This window comes from Hymenobacter nivis (assembly GCF_006439025.1).
Classification (GTDB): domain Bacteria; phylum Bacteroidota; class Bacteroidia; order Cytophagales; family Hymenobacteraceae; genus Hymenobacter; species Hymenobacter nivis_A.
Genome location: NZ_RCYZ01000001.1, coordinates 479,197 through 496,398, shown reverse-complemented (window position 1 = coordinate 496,398; position 17,202 = coordinate 479,197). Strand labels below are relative to the sequence as shown.

The 17,202-nt window shown below is 63.5% G+C and carries 23 protein-coding genes; 15 read left to right on the top strand and 8 right to left on the bottom strand.

Going from position 1 to position 17,202, the window contains the following annotated elements:
* Window positions 1-74: 74 nt before the first annotated feature.
* The 8 genes from EAH73_RS01880 to EAH73_RS01845 all read right to left on the bottom strand — a co-directional run bounded on the left by EAH73_RS01880 (window position 75) and on the right by EAH73_RS01845 (window position 7,168).
* Window positions 75-434: a hypothetical protein gene (locus tag EAH73_RS01880; protein WP_140464660.1), complete on the bottom strand. Its 360-nt coding sequence runs from the start codon at window positions 432-434 to the stop codon at window positions 75-77.
* A 384-nt stretch (window positions 435-818) separates the two neighbouring features.
* Window positions 819-2,786: a zinc ribbon domain-containing protein gene (locus tag EAH73_RS01875; RefSeq protein ID WP_140464658.1), complete on the bottom strand. Its 1,968-nt coding sequence runs from the start codon at window positions 2,784-2,786 to the stop codon at window positions 819-821.
* 120 nt (window positions 2,787-2,906) lie between these two features.
* Window positions 2,907-3,476 (bottom strand): hypothetical protein, encoded by a 570-nt coding sequence (locus tag EAH73_RS01870; RefSeq protein WP_140464656.1) that lies wholly within the window; start codon window positions 3,474-3,476, stop codon window positions 2,907-2,909.
* Between the two features lie 85 nt (window positions 3,477-3,561).
* Window positions 3,562-3,834, bottom strand: coding sequence for a hypothetical protein (locus EAH73_RS22960; protein WP_161599418.1), 273 nt, complete (start codon window positions 3,832-3,834; stop codon window positions 3,562-3,564).
* An 83-nt stretch (window positions 3,835-3,917) separates the two neighbouring features.
* Window positions 3,918-4,922, bottom strand: coding sequence for an SPFH domain-containing protein (locus EAH73_RS01860; RefSeq protein ID WP_140464654.1), 1,005 nt, complete (start codon window positions 4,920-4,922; stop codon window positions 3,918-3,920).
* Window positions 4,923-4,924: 2 nt separating this feature from the next.
* Window positions 4,925-6,307, bottom strand: coding sequence for a hypothetical protein (locus tag EAH73_RS01855; protein WP_140464652.1), 1,383 nt, complete (start codon window positions 6,305-6,307; stop codon window positions 4,925-4,927).
* Window positions 6,308-6,639: 332 nt separating this feature from the next.
* On the bottom strand, window positions 6,640-6,897 hold the full coding sequence (locus EAH73_RS01850; RefSeq protein ID WP_140464650.1) for a hypothetical protein: 258 nt from the start codon (window positions 6,895-6,897) through the stop codon (window positions 6,640-6,642).
* Complete coding sequence (locus EAH73_RS01845) at window positions 6,875-7,168, bottom strand: hypothetical protein (protein WP_140464648.1); 294 nt, start codon at window positions 7,166-7,168, stop codon at window positions 6,875-6,877. The genes EAH73_RS01850 and EAH73_RS01845 overlap by 23 nt, the downstream gene beginning before the upstream one ends.
* A 224-nt stretch (window positions 7,169-7,392) precedes the next feature.
* On the opposite strand from EAH73_RS01845, the gene EAH73_RS01840 reads away from it, so the two are divergent.
* From EAH73_RS01840 to EAH73_RS01775, 15 genes are all read left to right on the top strand, one after another.
* The gene (locus EAH73_RS01840) at window positions 7,393-7,641 is read left to right on the top strand and encodes a hypothetical protein (RefSeq protein WP_140464646.1); all 249 of its coding nucleotides are present in this window, start codon (window positions 7,393-7,395) and stop codon (window positions 7,639-7,641) included.
* Window positions 7,638-7,829: a hypothetical protein gene (locus EAH73_RS01835; RefSeq protein ID WP_140464644.1), complete on the top strand. Its 192-nt coding sequence runs from the start codon at window positions 7,638-7,640 to the stop codon at window positions 7,827-7,829. Before EAH73_RS01840 ends, EAH73_RS01835 begins: the two co-directional genes overlap by 4 nt.
* Window positions 7,829-8,134: a hypothetical protein gene (locus EAH73_RS01830; protein WP_140464642.1), complete on the top strand. Its 306-nt coding sequence runs from the start codon at window positions 7,829-7,831 to the stop codon at window positions 8,132-8,134. Before EAH73_RS01835 ends, EAH73_RS01830 begins: the two co-directional genes overlap by 1 nt.
* A 33-nt stretch (window positions 8,135-8,167) precedes the next feature.
* A complete protein-coding gene (locus tag EAH73_RS01825) occupies window positions 8,168-8,551 on the top strand; it encodes a hypothetical protein (protein ID WP_161599417.1) in 384 nt (127 codons plus the stop codon).
* Window positions 8,548-9,111, top strand: coding sequence for a phosphohydrolase (locus EAH73_RS01820; protein WP_140464638.1), 564 nt, complete (start codon window positions 8,548-8,550; stop codon window positions 9,109-9,111). The genes EAH73_RS01825 and EAH73_RS01820 overlap by 4 nt, the downstream gene beginning before the upstream one ends.
* Complete coding sequence (locus EAH73_RS01815) at window positions 9,095-9,565, top strand: hypothetical protein (RefSeq protein WP_140464636.1); 471 nt, start codon at window positions 9,095-9,097, stop codon at window positions 9,563-9,565. Before EAH73_RS01820 ends, EAH73_RS01815 begins: the two co-directional genes overlap by 17 nt.
* Window positions 9,562-10,005 carry a hypothetical protein gene (locus EAH73_RS01810; protein WP_140464634.1) on the top strand — a complete coding sequence of 148 codons (444 nt, stop codon included), beginning with the start codon at window positions 9,562-9,564 and terminating at the stop codon, window positions 10,003-10,005. The genes EAH73_RS01815 and EAH73_RS01810 overlap by 4 nt, the downstream gene beginning before the upstream one ends.
* Window positions 10,005-10,172, top strand: a complete 168-nt coding sequence (locus EAH73_RS22955) for a hypothetical protein (protein ID WP_161599416.1) — start codon at window positions 10,005-10,007, stop codon at window positions 10,170-10,172. Before EAH73_RS01810 ends, EAH73_RS22955 begins: the two co-directional genes overlap by 1 nt.
* A 3-nt stretch (window positions 10,173-10,175) precedes the next feature.
* Window positions 10,176-10,565 (top strand): hypothetical protein, encoded by a 390-nt coding sequence (locus EAH73_RS01805; RefSeq protein ID WP_140464632.1) that lies wholly within the window; start codon window positions 10,176-10,178, stop codon window positions 10,563-10,565.
* 16 nt (window positions 10,566-10,581) lie between these two features.
* Complete coding sequence (gene dnaG, locus EAH73_RS01800; protein WP_161599415.1) at window positions 10,582-14,103, top strand: DNA primase; 3,522 nt, start codon at window positions 10,582-10,584, stop codon at window positions 14,101-14,103.
* Between the two features lie 22 nt (window positions 14,104-14,125).
* Entirely contained in the window at window positions 14,126-14,350 is a 225-nt protein-coding gene (locus EAH73_RS01795) for a hypothetical protein (protein ID WP_140464628.1), read from the top strand.
* A 26-nt stretch (window positions 14,351-14,376) separates the two neighbouring features.
* Window positions 14,377-14,622, top strand: a complete 246-nt coding sequence (locus EAH73_RS01790) for a hypothetical protein (RefSeq protein ID WP_140464626.1) — start codon at window positions 14,377-14,379, stop codon at window positions 14,620-14,622.
* A 214-nt stretch (window positions 14,623-14,836) separates the two neighbouring features.
* Window positions 14,837-15,133, top strand: a complete 297-nt coding sequence (locus EAH73_RS01785; RefSeq protein WP_140464624.1) for a hypothetical protein — start codon at window positions 14,837-14,839, stop codon at window positions 15,131-15,133.
* Window positions 15,134-15,869: 736 nt separating this feature from the next.
* Window positions 15,870-16,550: a hypothetical protein gene (locus tag EAH73_RS01780; RefSeq protein ID WP_140464622.1), complete on the top strand. Its 681-nt coding sequence runs from the start codon at window positions 15,870-15,872 to the stop codon at window positions 16,548-16,550.
* Window positions 16,537-17,202 carry a hypothetical protein gene (locus tag EAH73_RS01775; RefSeq protein WP_140464620.1) on the top strand — a complete coding sequence of 222 codons (666 nt, stop codon included), beginning with the start codon at window positions 16,537-16,539 and terminating at the stop codon, window positions 17,200-17,202. Before EAH73_RS01780 ends, EAH73_RS01775 begins: the two co-directional genes overlap by 14 nt.

Genomic DNA, 17,202 nt, shown 5'->3' with positions numbered 1-17,202 from the left:
ATATTACCTCCGTACAACTATTTATCCGCGGGGTATTATTTCGTTCCTCCCCCGGTGGGCCGGGGCCTGGGGCCCTAGCGGGTGCCCATAAATGCCTGCAATAGCAGCGCGCCCAGGTTGCGCCGGTCGAGCCGGGGGTAGGCCGCCCAGAGGCGGTTATAGGCGTCGGCGCTGGTCATTTGCCCCTGGTTTACGCAGGAGCCCAGGTCCAGGGCCAGTGCTTGCAGCGCCAGGAGCTCCTGCTGCACGGCGGTGGCCGCCGCCGCCGTCAGGGCCGGAAAGGCGGCCTGCCAGGTGCCCGGCAGGGCCGGCAAGCCCCCGGGCGGCGGGTGCAGGCAATACTGGAGGGCGTAGTCCAGCGGGTCGGAGTAAGTGCGGGGCGGCAGGGCGGCGGGGCCGCGCCACCAGGCCCGCAGCTGCGCGAGCCACTTCATGGCGCGGGGGCAGCGGGCGGCACCAAGCACCAGCTGCTGCGCTGCCCTCGCCGAATCAGGCGCAACGGATTGGTATTGCGTAGCTTGTGCATAAAATTAACATGCTTTAGGAAGTAGCTCAGGCCGTTGCGCCGGGCCAGCGCCTGGTTTTCGAAGCAATCGAAGTTGTCGGGTACTGGCGAATGGTTGCGGTAGATTTTGTAGCCGCGGGCCTATTTGTAGCCGGTTATTTTGCTGGCCAGGCCCAGCTCCTGGTTAGTGATTACCCCGCTGGGTGCCGTGGGGCCCACAGCGAAAAAAAGCCAATGGCCCACGCAGCCCGCCAGCTCGAACCCTGGTAACCGGTCCCCCACCGCCGACCAGGATGTTTGCATGGGTGCGTCGCTACTGGGCCAGGGCCTGGCTGGCCAGGTAGGCCGCCTGGTCGTCGGGGGCATCGGCTAGGCTGGCCAGGTCGGCCCGCACGGCCGCGCGCCAGGGGGCGTGGGCTTGCAACTGGGCCAGCACTTGCACGGCCCAGCGGTTCACCATGCCCCAGCGGGTGTAGTGCCGGGCCAGGCCCACGAGGGCCGCCCGAAACTGCGCGACCAGCGGCGGCGGCAGCGCGGCCAGCGCCTGCACAAACGCCGCTGTTTCGGCCGGCGGTGCCTCGGCCGCCCCCTGCAGCGGGCGCAGAAACTTGTCCTCCGTTTCGAGGCCGATGAGCACGCCCAGGTGTTGGGCCCCGTGCACGAAGTACGCGACGTAGGCCGCCCAAGAGCCGAAGTACCAGCCCGCTGCCGCCTCGGTGAAGCCCAGCGCCAAGGTGGGCGACTGGTGGTAGCCCTCGTACCAGCTGATTAGCAATTGGTTGGCCTGGCGGCGCGCCGCCAGCGGGGCGGCTTCGTCCCAGAGCACGCCCCGCAGAAAGGTGTGCAGGGCCTGTACCTCGGCGGGCGGGCCAGTTTCGAGCCGCTGGCGCGCCAGTCCGCTCAGTCCTTGCAGCGAGTCGGCGGGGGCGGTGCGCCAGTGCTCGGCCACAAAGCCGGGAGGCAAGGCGGGAAACAGGCCGCCGGGTAAGTTATTGTTGGTAAATAGGTTAAGTTCTACGTAGGCCCGGCATAGGTCGGCCAGATCGGGGGGCGTGAGGGCCGGGTTTTTCAACAGCTGGGCCCCAAAGTGCCGGTCGGGGTGCTCGCGCAGCAGGCGGGCGGCGTCGCCGGGCTGCAGGTCGAGGGCCAGCAGCCCGCGCAGGGCATCGCGGGTGTGCGGCGGTACCGCCTGCGGGCCGGCCAGCGCGGCTTTGAAGTAGGCCCGCAGGTCGGGCCGGGGGCGGCCCTGGTTGGCCAGCGCCCGCAGGGTGCTGTCGCGCTCATCGTCTGTGAAAGCCGGCAGCAGCGCCGCCAGGCCCACCTCCACCCCGGCCCGGGTGAGCACCAGCGCGGCGGCAAACTGGCGGCGGGGCACGCGCAGGGCCCCCAGCAGCGGCTCGGGCGCGTAGTGGGCCAGGGCGGCGGCAAAGGCAATTTCTGGGTCTTCCGAAGCCAGCGCCTCGGGGCGCACGGCCTGGGGCTTGCCCTGCCAGGCGGCCGCCAGCAGCGCCAGGTTGGTGCCGGCTTCCAGGGCCAGGGGCCCCGCCGCCGCTTCGCGCAAAACCACCTCTATCGCGTTTTTGCCAAACGCCGCCCCGTTGATGCCGAAGCGCCAGTGGCTCAGCGTAAGGGCCACTTCCAGGCGCACGGCGGGGTCGGGGTCCTGGAGGTGCGGGAGGGCCAGCTCCACATCGGCCCCCAGGCCAAGGGCCGCGTAGCTGAGGGCCCCCGCCTGCCAGAGCCGGATGCGGGCCAGGGCCCCCAGCAGCCGGGCCACCACCAGCGGCGACTGCTGCCGGATTTCGAGCAGCAGCTCCAGGTCGGTCGTGCCGCGGTGGGGGGGGAGGGTCAAGGCCTTCAAGTCGGCTTCGGGCAGGGGCAGCAGCGGCAGCAGCGTTTCTTCGCAGGCGCGGGCCCAGCCGCGCTGCCGCGCAAAGCCCTCCGCGTACGCCACGTCCTGCACGTGCCGCTCGGCCACCATGGCGTGCTGCTGGTAGAGCCGGGTGAAATGCGCGGCCTGCTCGGGGTCCATGGCCGCCAGCCGGTCGGGCAGCGCAAACTGGTCGATGCCCAGGTGCTTGAGCCAGCGGGCCGCGCCAAACTGCTCACCGGGCACCTGGCCGGCCCCGCAGTGCCGGCAAAACTTGCCGTCGGGCGTCAGCTTCACGCACCAGTGGCAGCGCTTTTCGCGCCGCACCACGCCGCCGCACTGGCCGCACAAGTCGCCGGGCTGCCAGTCGGGTGGCTGTAGCTGGCCGCAGGTTTCACAGGTAGCGCGCATGGCAAATAAGCAAGTAACTGGCGGTGAAACCACGAGCCCCCGCTGCCGAGCGGGCCCCAAAATGCCTGCCGCACCGTCTTGCAGCGAGGCAGGCAAAATTCAGAAAATCAACTGACTAACCTAAATACGCGCTCGGCGCACCCGGCCCCACAGCTGCTCCTTCTCCTCCGCCGAAGCCTCGTTGAGGCGACGTGGAATCTCGTCCTTGGCCAGGCCGTCGCGGCGCAGCAGCAGGGCCAGCGGCAGCTCGGCGGTGCGCACAAAGTGGGCCCCGCAGTTGCGGCAAAACTTGCCGGGGCCGCTTGCCCCGCACCAAAAGCACTGCTCAATGGGCTCGGCCTGGCGGCCGCAGTTCACGCACAGGTCGCCGGGGGTGTAGTCCTTGGGTTGCTTGTGGTGGCAGTTGGCACAGAATATTACGTCCGACGAATCGACTACGATGGTGGGCAGCGGGGCCCCGGGCGCGGCTGGCGCGGCGCCCGGGGCCGGGGGCAGGGCCCATTCGAGCACGCGGGCGGCCACGGCGGGGTCGAGGTCGGGCAGCAGCTCCAGCAGGGTCACCACGGTGCCAATCTCCTCAAACGCGGCGCGGCCCTGCACCCCCATTTCGCCCAGGGCGGCCAGTTGCTCGTCGCTCAGTCCCTTGGCTTTGAGGATGGTACGCTCCAAAAGCGAGAATTCAGTTGCCATGTTATAGAATTAGTTGGCAGGCTCGGGAAAATGCCCGCCGAGTGAGTGTCCGCAATAAAGTGGCGTGGGGCCCCGGGGGCCGGGGCTAGCGCAGGCCCGAAAAATTTTGCCGCTTGGCGTCGGCCTTGGGGTGGGCCCGGCGGCCGGCGCGCACGTTGTAGCCCGCCGCGGGGTCGTTAAAAAAGGCAAACCACACCACCACCAGCCCTACCAGGGCCAGCGCCAGCACCACCAGCGTGGCCCCGCTCCGCAGTAGCGTGGGCAGCCCCACCGCCGCCACACCCCAAATGCGCAGGGCCAGCAGCCCGGCCAGCCCTGCCCCCAGTAGCAGGATGAAAGCACCAATTGCTTGTTTCATAAGTGGTTGGTTTTAAGTATTTCAAAACAAATCTGCTGGCCGAATCGCCGGGCAATAGCGGGTGGGCACTGGCTCCGGCCTGCTCACAGCTTGTCGAGCCAAACCTGCTTTTTAGCGTCGAATTCTTCCTGCGTGAGAATGCCCTCGGTGAGCAGCAGCTTGAGCTTCTGGAGCTGCTGCACCGGGTCGGGGCCGGCGGGCGGGCCCTCGGGTGGGGCCCCCTGCTGGCCGGCGAATACCTTGCCTAGCTCGGCGCCCGCGCCCAGCTGCAGGCCCGCCCCGGCCAGGCCGCCCTCGGTGCGGGCGGCGTCGCGCAGGGCCTTCAGCTTTTCCAGCTCGGCGTAGCTGAGGCCCCCGGCGGCGGCGGCCTGCGCGGCGGCGGTCACGTTGGCTATCTGGCCGATGCGCCGCTGGGTGCCCTGGTCAAACACCGTCCCGCTGATGCGGAAGTCCGTCAGCTCGAAGCCCAGCTGCGCAAAGTCGGCCACCAGCTGCGCGCGCAGCTCCGCTGCGAGGGTGCCCAGCTGCGCATCAAGCTGCTGGTACGAAAACTGGGCCCCCGCCAGCTGCGTGGCCAGCACCTGCACCAGGCGGCTCTGGAGCAGCGTTTTGGCTTCCTGCGTGGTGTAGAGGTCCTTCAGGCCCGCCACCTCCGTCACAAACTGCTGGGCGTCGGCCAGCTGAAACGAGAAGTTACCGTGGGCCCCCAGCTCCACCGGCAGCTGGTACACCGGGTCGAGGTACTTCACGGGCGCGGCCGTGCCCCAGTTCTGGTTCACGTTTTCGGCGCTGCGGTAGAAGTACACGCGCAGCTTGTGCTCGCTCTCGAAGGCCGTGCGCAGCTTGGTTAAGGTGGTGATAAACGGGTGGTTGTCCGTTTCCAGGTTGTAAATGCCCTCGGTGGCCAGCACCTCGCTCACGCGCCCCTCGTACACCAGCAGGGCCCCCTGGCCGGGGCCCACAATGAGCTTGCTGGCGTTTTTGATTTCGTCGTTGGCCGTGGGGAAGCGGTAGAGCAGCACGCCCGGCTGCTGGTTGGCCCACTCAATGATGATGGCCAGCTGGTTGCGAAAGAAGTTGAAGGCCATGGCTACTGCTTTTCGGGGTCGAGGTGGTGAAGCAAGCGCCCGTCCGGGCTGATGACGTACGTATCGTGGTCGCCGCCCAGCACAAAGCCCGCGCTGGTGCGCAGCCCCTGGTCGAGGCTGCCGTTGGCTTCGGGCAGCGGCAGCGTAAATACGATGGCCGCCGTGCGCGCGTTGAGGCACTGCACCGCCAGGGGGCTGTTCTCGGCGGCCGTGGGCCGGAAGGTTATCAGCACGTAATCAGCATCGTAGTACTGCACGCCGGGGCTGAAGTAGAGCCGGCCGGGCGTGAAATCGGCAAACGACAGCACCCGCGCCTTGCGCATCGCGCCAGGAGTAGTGAGCACCTTGCGGTGCGGGTCGGCGCTGGTAAAAATTCCCGACCCGCCGTAGTCGTCTTCCCACTCAAACTCGGGCGCGTTTTTAGGGCCCCCGCCGTTGTCGCGGTACTGGTATTTGATCAGTTGGATTTTATCTTCTGGATACGACAAGCCTTTGGTGCTGAAGGTAAAGGCCGTTTTGGTGGGGCTGCCCGGCCGCAGGCTCCCGAAGCCCGTTTGCGCCGCGTACACCTCGTCCTTGCCGTACACCCGGTGGATGAGGGGGTAGTAGCTCAGGGTGCGCCCGTCGTTGGTGAACAGGGTGAAGCCGTCGCCGTAGTTTTCGCCGATAAACTCCACGCTGGCCACGCCGCTGGCCAGCTCCGGCTGGCCCCGGAACAGGGTCTGGGTTACGTCTGCCACGCGGTGCGTGGTGGGGTCGAGCTGGTACACGGTGGCCTTGTTCAGCACCGCATAAATGGCGCCGTTGGCAAAGCGCCGCAGCGCGAAGCTGGGCGTCGAGCGGCCCGCCGGCTGGGGCAGCGGCTGGCTCCGCAGCTCGGCCCCCGTGCCCGCCTCGTAGAAGCTGGCAAACAGGCTGTCGCGGGAAATTCCCGTCCCGCCGCGGTAGCTGCGGTTGCCGATAATAACACGCTCGGGCCGCCCGCCGGCCCCCGGGTACAGGATGGTTTCATCGGAGCCCCAGGTATAGGTAATGGCTTGTTTGTCAGTATCATCGCGGCTACCGGCCACTACCGATCCGTACGGGGGCGCCACTGGGTAGTAGGCCACCGGAGCGGGGCGCAACAGGCTGCGCAGGGCCCCCGTCAGCAGCAAAGCGCCCACGGCCACCGCGCCCACCACCACGGCCCGGCTCTTGCCCGCCAGCAGGGAGGGAAGGGGCGCGGCCGGCCCCTGCTGCCGCACCGTGTAATTGACGTTGATGTCGTCGTTGTCGAGGTAGTATTCCGTGCCGCAGCTCTCGCAGCGGAATACGTCGGGCCGAACCATCGTTTTCTGGGTGCTGCCGCACTTCGGGCACTCAATTGCTTTTATTGATTTGGCCATGCTGCTATGAATGCTACGCGCCGCCCTCCCAGGCTGGCGAAGAGGCCCTTACGGCCGCCGTGCCACCCCACCCGGTGCAGGGTGCGCGGGCGAAGATAGGGCGGCAGCCGGGCGGGCCAGTAGCAACCGGTGCGGCGCAGCAGTGGCCGCACAAAGCCGGCCGGGGGCCCTGCCCCAGCACCCACCGCCAAAAAGCCGAAAAGCGGCCTCTCCAGATTGCTGGAAAGGCCGCTTTTCGGCTGATTCGCCCCGTTAGGGAGCAGAAAAAGGTTAAAAAGTACCCGGAGCCGGGGTATTAAACAGGGTTGGCTCTGAGGTATTTATCTAACCAATTACCAATCGGCGTTAAAAAAATCGGTCATTCCGAGCAGCTCCAGGTAGCGCGGGGCCAGCAGTTCGCGGCCGGCCCGCAGCGCCTGCACGTGCACCTGGCCATCGGCCGCGTCACGCAGGTGGGCCCACGTCGGCCGGTCGTAGGCCTCGGCCAGCGTCAGGGGCTGGCCATCCTCGTCGACCAGGGCCAGGGCCCCGGAGGTAAGCGCGGCCTCCAGCGCGCGCACGACGGCATCAACTTGGTTCGAGGGGCCCATAGCGTTTGGAATAGGTGTCGAGTTTGTTCAGGGCGTTGATCAGCTGGCTCTGCACGTCGACCAGGTTCGAGCGGCAGTCTTCGAGCGCCTTTACGTAGGGTGCCGGCTCCTCATTCACCAGGCTGATCAGGGCCCCGGATAGCTCCTTAAATTCTTTGGAAAAATCGTGGCGCAGGACCTTGCCAATGGCCAGGATGCGGTCAAACGACATCTGGGGGTTCTCGAAGTCCAGGTAGAGCTGGGCCCGGGAGATATTAATTTTTTTAGCCACGGCAGTGATGGATAATCCACTTTCCTTGACTGCCTTTCGCACTATTTCGCCGCGTGATTCCATGTCCCGACAAAATTGTGCAATGGATAGTCCAGCGGGATTGACAAAATTGGTGAGGGAGTATTTGGTATTGTCCATATAATTTGACACTTTTGTATAGTTACTACGTAAGTAGTAGCGGCACACTAGACAAATAGTAGGCCATTACTTTACAAAACTGCCTCATGGAAATCAGGAATCGCCTTCAGGAAATACTACTGGAGATGGGCATCAAGACGATGGTCCCCACCGATGAATTGCTGACAAATAAGCTGGGCGGCATGACCATGATCCGGTTCAACCAATTGCTGAACAACAGCTCGAAAACGGAGCTGAGCGTGGCCGAAGTTGGCCGGCTGAAGCGGTGGCTGGGCGGCGTGCTGAACCAGGACCCCAACACCGTCAAACTGCTGGAAGAGGAGGCCACGGTATGATCGTCGACGGCGTCATCATCCTCCACACGTCCCAGCCCAACAGCCCCGAAATGCTGGCCTACATGCAGCGCTTACAGGCTTGCGGCTTGCAGGTGTTCCTGCGGCCCCTCAGCGCCCTGCAGCAGAAGAAAAAGCCGGTCATCGCGCCGGCCATTCATCGCACCTTAGCCACCCTACAGCCCAACTAATGGAAACCACCCAGCTGCTCAACAACGCGCCGGTGACGGTGTGGGCCCCCGATGCCGCCGACCTGGAAGCCCTGGGCTTCGAGCTGGAGGAAGGCGAAGCCTCGTGGGCCCGCCTCCATCCCTTCCACGAGCGTCTAACCTGCCGCATCTGGCTGATGATGCCCAAAAGCCGGCTCGTGCTCACCGAGCACGACCACGCCACGCACCGGCCCACCGCCGGCATTCACCGCTTCAGCGGTCACGTGCTCAGCCGCGAGCAGTTCGGCCTCGTGCTGAAAATGACCGGCTGGGCCGTCTGGAATTGACTTTCTCACCCTTTCACCCTACTAAACGATCAAATGAAAGTAGCAACTGAAAAGCCGGTGAATCAGATGGATATCATCCGTCACCTGGTTCAAGACGTTTCGCGCGTGCAGCGCGAAATCCGCCCCCTACCGGAGGGCCCCAGCCGCGAAGCCAAGCGGCGCGAATGGGCAGAAATTTCCGCCACGCTGGACTCGCACATGAAGCGGGCGAAATACTTCAACCTGCACGACTTCCTGTACCTGAAGTACCTGAGCATTCAAAAGGTAGAAATTGTCGACACCTTCATGCTCACGGTGGGATTCGGCGATTTCAACGACCTCTGGATGGACATGCTCTACCTGGCCGAGGTCACGTCGGAGATAGCCTACAGCGTCGCCGTTGACGAGGTGATTGAGAAAGGAGGGACCCTGTCATGAGCTGGATTCAAACCTACTCGGGCAAAGCCTTCGACCCGTTCAACCCCAAGCCGGAGGATATCTGCATCAAGGATATCGCCCACGCGCTGGCCAACGTGTGCCGCTTCACCGGCCACACCCGCCAGTTTTACTCCGTGGCCCAGCACTCGGTAGAGGTAACCACCCGGGTGCCCTTCGAATTTCAGCGCCACGCGCTGCTGCACGACGCCAGCGAGGCGTACCTGCTCGACCTGGCCCGCCCGCTGAAGCAGCGGCCCGAATTCGCCGGCTACCGCGAAGCGGAGAAACGCCTCCAGACCGCCATTTACGAGCGCTTCGGCCTCGACCCCATCACGCCGGCCGAGGTGAAGGAGATGGACCTGCGCGTGCTGCTGCTGGAAAAACGCAAGCTGATGGGCCCCTGCGACAAGGCATGGGACGACCCGGCCCTTTTCCACCTCAAGCCGGCCGTGGAGTACGCCTACTGGCAGGCCCAGCCGCCGCTGCATGCCGAACGGGAATTCCTGAACGTGTTCTACCTCAATTTTCAAGCCTTCGCCGACGATGAAAACGCCCGCTAAGACCGCCAAAACCATCAAGGGCATGAACGTGGCCACGGTCAAGGAATCGGCCGTGCGCATCGTGAACCTGGAAATTTCCCGTCAACTCACCGAGGCAGGCCGCCGGGCCTGCCTCGACATCGGCCTGCTGCTGGTGGGCGTGCTGGAGCAGTACCAGGTGTACTACCGGGAGGTAGGCCACATGGCCATCGACCTGGCCACGATTCAGAAGCACTTCGCCCCGGCCGTGTGGGAGAAGTTGAACAACAACCAGCGCCTGGTACTGGAGGCGGCGATGCACAACCAGGTGAAGGTGGTGCAGGGCCAGATTTTCCAGCACATGAAGTACCTGCTGGAAAACAAAGCCGGCATGGACCGCATGGGCCCCGGCGGCCAGGAAGCGGTAGAAGCCCGGCTGCGCGAGCTGCAAGGCCTTGAGGAAGAAGCGGAGCCTGCTCACGCCGCCGCCCTATGAGCCGCATCCGCAACTACACGTCGGTGGTGACGCCCGCCGTCAGCCAGCACGCCATCGAGCTGCTCCTGGTCGAAGCCGGGGCCCGCACGATCAGCAAATTCTACCACGAGGACACCAAGCGCTGCGAGGGCTTTTTCTTCCAGCTGCAGGTGGGGCCCCAGCTCCTGAGCTTCAAGCTGCCGGCCAACGCTGAGGCGGTGTACCAGGACTTCGTGAAGCGGGCCTACCGCCTCGATACTAAGAAGCGCGCCGCGCTGCGGGCCCAGGCCGAGCGCACCGCCTGGCGCACGCTCCACGAGTGGTGCCAGATTCAGCTCGATATGATTGCCCTGCGCATGGTCGAGCCCCTCCAGGTGCTGCTGGCCTTCCAGTTTGACCAGGAGCAGCAGCAGACCCTTTTCCAACGCTTGGCCGCGGCCGACTTTAAATACCTGAACTGATGAGAACCTTCGGCATCTGCTTACTGGCCATGTGCATGATTTTCTGCGGGGCAGTGCTCAGCGATAACAGTGGCAAACAGTCCTATTTCATTGTAGCCGTGATAGTGGGCGGCATAATCATTTTGTGGGCACTGATTGCCGACGAAACCATCGTGAGCGAGGAATAGCTGGTGCCGATTGATCTCAAACTATACCACCCCAAGTGGAGCCTGATTTCCCGGCTCGTCCGCTACCGGCGAGCCGGGAATAAGTGCGAATGGTGCGGGGCCCCCAACGGCCAGGTAGTGGCCCGCGGTACCGGGCGCGACGCCGGCACCTACATGCTCAGCGGCGGCCAGGTGTTCGACGCCACCAACGGCAAGGCCCTGGGCCGGCGCGACAACTACGTCGCCCGGGCCCATGTCAAAATCATCCTGACGGTGGCCCACCTCGACCAGGACCCGGGCCACAACCGCTTCCACAATTTGGCTGCGCTCTGCCAGCGGTGCCACCTCAATTATGACCGCTGGGATAACTACCGGCGGCGCTTCCACAAGGGCCAGTTCAGCCTCGCCCTTTAGCCTTCTTTCCCACCCCATGCTATTAGCCGAATCAACTATTGACCAGGTACGTCAGCTCGATATTGTATCCATCATCGCCCGCTACGTTACCTTAAAATCCCGGGGCCACAAGCACGAAGCGTGCTGCCCCTTTCACAACGAAAAAAGCCCCTCGTTTCACGTAAACGCCACCAAGGGCATCTTTAAGTGTTTCGGCTGCGGCGCGGCCGGCGACGGCATTGGCTTCGTGATGAAGCTGAAGAAGCTGGATTTCATCGAAGCCGTGAAGGAGATTGCCGGCGACCACAGCCTGGCCATCGAATACCAGCAAATGAGCCCGGAGGCCGCCGCCGTGGCCGAGGCTGAGCAGCGCGACCGCGAGGCCGTGCGCATCGCCCTGACCTACGCCGCGGCCTATTTCGCCGGCACCCGGCTGCCCGACCGCTGGGCCGAGAGCCGCAAGCTGAAGCAGCCGGTGCGCGACGCCTTCCAGCTGGGCTACGCGGAGAACCGCCGCGACGGCTTTTACCAGGACGCCCTCCGCAACGGCTACTCGGCCGAGGTGCTGGTGAAGGCCGGCTTGGTGCGCGAAAAGAAGCAGGAGGGCGCGGAATCGAAGTTTTACGACGTGTTCCAGGACCGGGTGATGTTCCCCATCCGCGACGCCCGGGGCCGCGTGGTGGCCTTCACCGGCCGCCTGGTGACGGAGCCCGCGCCGGACGCCGATTACAAGCCCGGGAAGTACGTGAATAGCCCCGACACGGTGTGGGTGAAGGGCGACCACCTCTACGGCCTGGACCGGGCGGCCGACGCCATCCGGAAGGCCGGCTTCGCCTACCTGGTCGAAGGCAACGTCGACGTGGTGCAGTTCCACCAGTTTCCCCTCGAGCAGACGGTGGCCCCCTGCGGCACGGCCCTGACCGATAACCAGGTGAAGCTGCTCAAGCGCCACACCGAGCGCGTGGTGTACATCCCGGACAACGACCCGGCCGGCCTGAAGGCCATGCACCGCAACTGCCAGCTGATGCTGGCCGCCGGCCTGCGCGTGGAGACGCTGCTGCCCGAGCCAGGCCTGGACCCGGACGACATGCTGAAGCGCAAGATTCAGACCCCCGCCGACCTGGAGGCCTGGCAGCGCAAAACCCGCGACTACATCCGGGGGCCTCTGCTGGAGGAGTGCGAGAAGGATGCCTCGCTTGGGGGCCACGACAAGGCCGCGGCCATCGGGCGCATGGGCGAGGTGCTGGAGCTGATTGACAACGACACCCTGCGCCAGGTCTATTACGGCGACGTGTGCGAGGTGTGGGCCGATTTTAAGAAAGGCTACAAGCTGGTGAAGCGGGGCCAGGACGGGCTGGATATGAGGGCCCTGGATGCCCTGGGCGATAGCCGCAAGGATTACTTTGATTTCAAATTCTTCGAGAGAGACGGCTGCTTCTACACCTACAAAAGCAAGGCGGAGGTACGCATCTGCAACTTCACCTTCTCCATTCAATACTTCGTGCTCAGCCAGAACGAGCCGAAGTACGTGTGCCACTTCACCAACTGCTTCGGGGCCCAGCGCACGATGGCCATCATCACGGACGATTTCGTGAGCGTGGCAACCTTTAAAAAATGTGTAGGTCGGCTGGGCAACTTCATCTTCGAGGGAAACGACGACGACCTGAACAACATCAAGATTAAGTACTTCGACGGCGTAGCCGAAGCCGTGCAGCCGCGCACGATGCTCTACAACCCAACCGGCGACTTCACCACCTTCGCCAACGGGCTGCTGTTTCAAAACCAATTCTTCGCCGCCGACCGCTACGGCATCGTCAAGCTGGAGCGGCCGGTGGCCACGCTCGAGGAGCTGGCCGACCTGCGCAGCGAGTCGCACCTGGACGTCGACGGCAAGGGCCACGTGCTGCACTCGGCCGAGCGCCTGGCCGCCAAGGTACCGGCGCTGGAGCAGCTGCTGGAGGAGGGCAAGGTGAAGCACCTGGCCCACTACTTCCTGCCCTTCGCTAGTACCCTGAAGCTGACGGACGACGACGACGACAACTTCGAAAACGAGCGCCGCTTCCGGCTGCCGGTGAAGGTGCCGGGCATTTCGTTCGAGGACTGGAGCGCGCTGATGCAGCGGGCCTACGGGGCCAACAACCCCATCCTGGTGACGTTCTACCTGGCCAGCCTGTTCCGCGACCTGATTTACAAGGCCAACGGGAATTACTTCCCCCTGCTGCATTTGTACGGCCTGCGCGGCTCGGGCAAGAGCAAGGCGGCCGAGGCCCTGATTTCGTGCTTCGGCCAGTTTTCGGAGGAGACGGCCATCCGCCTGGCGGGCGGGGCCACCGCCACCGGCATCCAGCGGTACATGAGCACGGCCCGCAACTCGCTGATGATGCTCGACGAGTACAAGAACTACCTGCCCATGCCCACCATTGAGTTGCTGAAGGGCATCGCCAACGGCACCGGCAAGCTGATGGGCCGGGCCACTGGGGGCAACGAAACCAAGAGCCTGCGCCCCCTGAGCAGCGCCGTGGTGTGCGGCCAGGACCTGCCCACCCGCGACCCGGCCCTGCTCAGCCGGAGCGTAGTACTCGAATTCAGCGAGGAGATGAAGCGCCAGAACGACCGCGAGGCCTACGACCAGCTGCGCGGCCTGCAGGAGAGCGGGGCCACCGTGCACGTGACCCGCGAGGTGCTCCAGTACCGCACGCAGATGGCCGCCTACCGCCGCCGGGAGCCCGACGTCACCCGGCGCATCCGGGAGCACTGCCAAACGGTGCTGGGCATTGAGGACCCCGAGGACCGCACGGTGCAGAACGCCTCGACGCTGCTGACCACCGCCGAAATCCTGAGCGAAGCGGGCTTAAAATTCCCTTTTAAGTTGGATGTGTTATTTGATAAGCTCATGGAGCGCGTGCAGGAAGTCATTCAAATCCAGCACACCAGCGACGACGTGGAACAGTACTTCATGGTGCTCTCGTCGATGATTGGCCGCGACATCATCGAAGGCCGCCACTTCAAATTGTGGAAGGAAGATGACGGCATAACCAAGCTGTTCCTGCGCGTGCGCCAGGTGCACCCCCTTTACCTGCAGGCCGCCGCGCGCCAAGGCATCGAGCCGCTGTCGGCGGCCACCATCCGGAGCTACCTCACCAAGAGCCGCTTCTTCCTGGAGGACCGCACCAAGGGCGTGCGCTTCGCCGAGGAGCCCAACCCGACGTCGGCGATGGTGTTCAACTACGACCGCATGCGTGACGACGGCGTGGAGCTATCCACGGCCACCAACCTGGCCACCCTAGAAGCCGAAGACGATCCGAGCCGCCGGGCCAGTAACAAGCAGGTGGCACCGGCCGACGCCGGGCCCGCGGTGCACGCCTGGCTCGATGAGCAGGCCACCGACGCCACGCTGGCCGTGTCGGCCGCCCTGCGCCTGTACAACCAGGACAAGCTACCGGAGCTGGCCGAGCCCACCTTCCGCCAGCACCTGCTGAGCTACGCGGAGGGCAAGCATAACCACGAGCTGGAGTTCAGCAGCGACGAGCAGCGCTTCCGCCTCAAGATGCCTTTTTGATCCACCCCTTGACTTTTAACTTATGCCAACCACACGTGCAGCACACTTAGAATGGGCTAAAGCCAGGGCCCTCGAATACGTTGACGCTGGCGAGCTCGCCAATGCCTGCGCCTCATTCATGTCTGACTTAACCAAGCATCCCGAAATCGACCCTACTGCTGCCGGCATGGTCTACGCAATGGAAGCCTTTTCGGGAGGCCTCAATACGCCAGATAAGGTTCGGCATTTCATCAACGGGACTAATTAACCAGCTTTCAATTTTTCACTCATGCCATGACTTACGAAAACGAAACCCCCGCCACTCCTGCAGAACTGCGCGAAGCCGCTGCCGAGGGAAACGAAATTGTTACTTCAACGACAGAAACAATCCCTCCCTATGACGAGGACGACGACGAAAGCCTAGTGCTATGCCCGATCTGCGGCGGCTACGGTGGTGATGGCTATGGCAGCGACGACGGCGAATGCGAAGAATGCGGTGGCACTGGTTATGTAGATGCCAATTGGGGAGAGGAAGAATGAGTAACACTGCTGTTACCGGCCCACTCGAAACTGGCGTTCCTGGTGTAGTCGAATACCACGTTGACGGACCGGACGGATTCACTATCACATTTATATCCGCTGCCAACAATGGCAAAGGGCGCGGCTGGTGTGATTGGTGCGAAACGCCCAGCGGTAGCAAAGCCTCAGCAAACTGCCTTCATGTTCGCACTGTCAAAAAGCACTTAAAAAATAAATGAAGCCTACGCCCGCCTCCGACCCCCTGGCCCAGTTACCCGACACGAACGCGCCGCTGCGCAAGCGTGAGCTACTGGCCTTCGCCAAGCTCTACGCCGCCAACCTGCTTACCAGTTGCGATACGCTGCAGTTCGTCGAAGAACTGGGTCCAGAAGATGTTGCGGCCGTGGAAGGCCACCTGGCCGGAATTGCGGCCCGCTACTTCGACGGCCATCCTGCCCACGACCGCCCGGCCGACATTATCAAGTACCTCAAATCGCTGCGCCCGTCACCACCGCCGCGCCCCGTGGACTGAGGAAAGGAGGAGAATAATTCAACTACAAAAAGGGCCCCCAGCGGCCCTTTTTTTGTGCCCGGTCAGCAGGTGCATTCTAGCCAAGTAACTATAAAATATATTTTTCCTCCTCTTTCCTTTTTGACCTTGTTAATGCAATTCAGAAATAAAATAAAATATTCTGAGTAAGCACTTTAATATTTTTTCAAACTGGTATAGTACCGGGGAAAGTTGGGGAAAGTTGGGGAAAGTTGGGGAAACACCCTTGAAACGGAGGAAACGAAGCGCCCCAAAACGCCTCCTGTTTCCCCAACTTTCCCCGTTTTCGACCCTATTTCCCCGCCTTTCCTCCGGCCGAAAAAAGCTATTGCTTTGATTTATAGCGCAGTGGAAAACGGGGAAAGGAAAGGAGCGGGGAAACCGATTTGAGAGGGTGCGGAAAATCTGAAAACGGTCGCCGACCACTTACAGAGCAGGGCCCCCACTGCGGGGGCGTTCCGCCAGCACCCTCTCAGATGGAAATGTGCTCTCCCGTTCTCCCAGAGTACAATTTGGCTTTACATATGTGTTGAACTAACTGAGCACTAATGTCTAATCGTGGCATTAGAATGGGTATATTGCTACGTCTTTCCTGGCCCATTTTAATTCCTACATGCCCCCTGCGCACCTCTATTCCCCAGCTGCTCTACCATCCCTATCCTCGTCCTTTCTCCCACCCCCAGCCGCGGGCAGCTTTGCTACCCCAAAGCCCGCGGCCGTGAAACGCATTGACTTCCCCATTAAGCCGCACCTGCTAAAGTATTTGCAGGTGCACCTGAAGCTCGCCACCGTGGCCGAGTTTCCGGTCTTTAAGGCGGAGGATTACTTGCTGTCGAAAAGCAACCGCTTCGGCTTCGCCCTCAACCAGCTGCTGCGCAAGCCGGCGAAGAGTGCGCGCCACGAGGGCAGCCTGGAAGGGTGCACCGCCCGCCTGGGCGTGGACCTGCGCAATTTCAACGCGGCCTACTACGACCTGCTCCAGGGCAAGCTCTCGGCCTACGTCGTGTTTCAGTTCAACGACTTTGTCGACGACATCTTCAAGGCCGAACTCTACTGGTGGGTGGCTCAGCACGTGGAGCGCCGCTCGACCATCAAGGATGCGATTCGCTCCTTCATGGTCTTCTACGACGTGAGCGAGGACGACCTGGCCTACGAGACCCTGAAGAAGTCGGTGCAGCGCAACGGGGGCCTGCGGCTGCGCAAAAAAAAGAAGGCCAAATCGGAGAATTTTCCGGTGAATCTGTCCCCAAAAACCGGCGAATTGTCCCCGAAAAAGCGCAAAACGTCCCCGAAAACGGGCGTTTTGTCCCAAAAGGATGTGTTCGCCGCTGTGCGTCAATCACTTATGGCGTTGCCTTTACCTATCTCTGAACTCGATTTTCTCCATGCCGGACGCTAACGACTACCTCCTGCGCAACCTGGCGCAGGAGCCGGGCGAGAACCTGAGCGGCGTAGGGGCCCTGTGGTACGCCCTGGCCGCCGACCTGCTTAACTTCCCCGCCACCGGCGGCCTGGTCATCCGCGAGAACCTGCTGCTGCGCCCCGGGGCCTACTGGTACCAAGCGGTGTCGGTGCGGCGCACGGTGCGCTACAAGCAAACGCCGAAGGACCTGGGCCGCCACGGCACCAGCTACACCCAGAGCCTGGCCGGCACGCTGGCCCGCCACTCGGGGGCCCTGGCCGCCGGCCTGGAGGCGCTCGACGGCCAGGAGCTGGTGGCCCTCTACCGCGACCTCAACGGCGAGACGCAGCTGCTCGGCACGCCCGAGCAGCCGCTGGTCTGGAAGGACACCAACGACTCGGGCTTGGACTACGGCACCCGCAACAACTACGACTGGACGCTGACCGGCGAGACGCCCCGCCGGGCCCGGCCCTACCTGGGCACCTGGCAGGTGAGCGGCGTGGGCCTGGAGGGCAGCGTGCAGCTGGGCACCGTGCCCGGCGGGCGCGTGGAAATCCGCGACCGGGCCGGCAAGCTGATGGGCGTGGCCGAGGCCGGCCAAACCGTCGTGGTGCGCTCGGGCTTCCGCGTGGCCTTCACTATTTTATAA

Coding starts and splice junctions, on each gene's coding strand:
- EAH73_RS01880 (WP_140464660.1), bottom strand. CDS start 434: ATGAAGTGGCTCGCGCAGCTGCGGGCCTGGTGGCGCGGCCCCGCCGCC.
- EAH73_RS01875 (WP_140464658.1), bottom strand. CDS start 2,786: ATGCGCGCTACCTGTGAAACCTGCGGCCAGCTACAGCCACCCGACTGG.
- EAH73_RS01870 (WP_140464656.1), bottom strand. CDS start 3,476: ATGGCAACTGAATTCTCGCTTTTGGAGCGTACCATCCTCAAAGCCAAG.
- EAH73_RS22960 (WP_161599418.1), bottom strand. CDS start 3,834: ATGAAACAAGCAATTGGTGCTTTCATCCTGCTACTGGGGGCAGGGCTG.
- EAH73_RS01860 (WP_140464654.1), bottom strand. CDS start 4,922: ATGGCCTTCAACTTCTTTCGCAACCAGCTGGCCATCATCATTGAGTGG.
- EAH73_RS01855 (WP_140464652.1), bottom strand. CDS start 6,307: ATGGCCAAATCAATAAAAGCAATTGAGTGCCCGAAGTGCGGCAGCACC.
- EAH73_RS01850 (WP_140464650.1), bottom strand. CDS start 6,897: ATGGGCCCCTCGAACCAAGTTGATGCCGTCGTGCGCGCGCTGGAGGCC.
- EAH73_RS01840 (WP_140464646.1), top strand. CDS start 7,393: ATGGAAATCAGGAATCGCCTTCAGGAAATACTACTGGAGATGGGCATC.
- EAH73_RS01835 (WP_140464644.1), top strand. CDS start 7,638: ATGATCGTCGACGGCGTCATCATCCTCCACACGTCCCAGCCCAACAGC.
- EAH73_RS01830 (WP_140464642.1), top strand. CDS start 7,829: ATGGAAACCACCCAGCTGCTCAACAACGCGCCGGTGACGGTGTGGGCC.
- EAH73_RS01825 (WP_161599417.1), top strand. CDS start 8,168: ATGAAAGTAGCAACTGAAAAGCCGGTGAATCAGATGGATATCATCCGT.
- EAH73_RS01820 (WP_140464638.1), top strand. CDS start 8,548: ATGAGCTGGATTCAAACCTACTCGGGCAAAGCCTTCGACCCGTTCAAC.
- EAH73_RS01815 (WP_140464636.1), top strand. CDS start 9,095: ATGAAAACGCCCGCTAAGACCGCCAAAACCATCAAGGGCATGAACGTG.
- EAH73_RS01810 (WP_140464634.1), top strand. CDS start 9,562: ATGAGCCGCATCCGCAACTACACGTCGGTGGTGACGCCCGCCGTCAGC.
- EAH73_RS22955 (WP_161599416.1), top strand. CDS start 10,005: ATGAGAACCTTCGGCATCTGCTTACTGGCCATGTGCATGATTTTCTGC.
- dnaG (WP_161599415.1), top strand. CDS start 10,582: ATGCTATTAGCCGAATCAACTATTGACCAGGTACGTCAGCTCGATATT.
- EAH73_RS01795 (WP_140464628.1), top strand. CDS start 14,126: ATGCCAACCACACGTGCAGCACACTTAGAATGGGCTAAAGCCAGGGCC.
- EAH73_RS01790 (WP_140464626.1), top strand. CDS start 14,377: ATGACTTACGAAAACGAAACCCCCGCCACTCCTGCAGAACTGCGCGAA.
- EAH73_RS01785 (WP_140464624.1), top strand. CDS start 14,837: ATGAAGCCTACGCCCGCCTCCGACCCCCTGGCCCAGTTACCCGACACG.
- EAH73_RS01775 (WP_140464620.1), top strand. CDS start 16,537: ATGCCGGACGCTAACGACTACCTCCTGCGCAACCTGGCGCAGGAGCCG.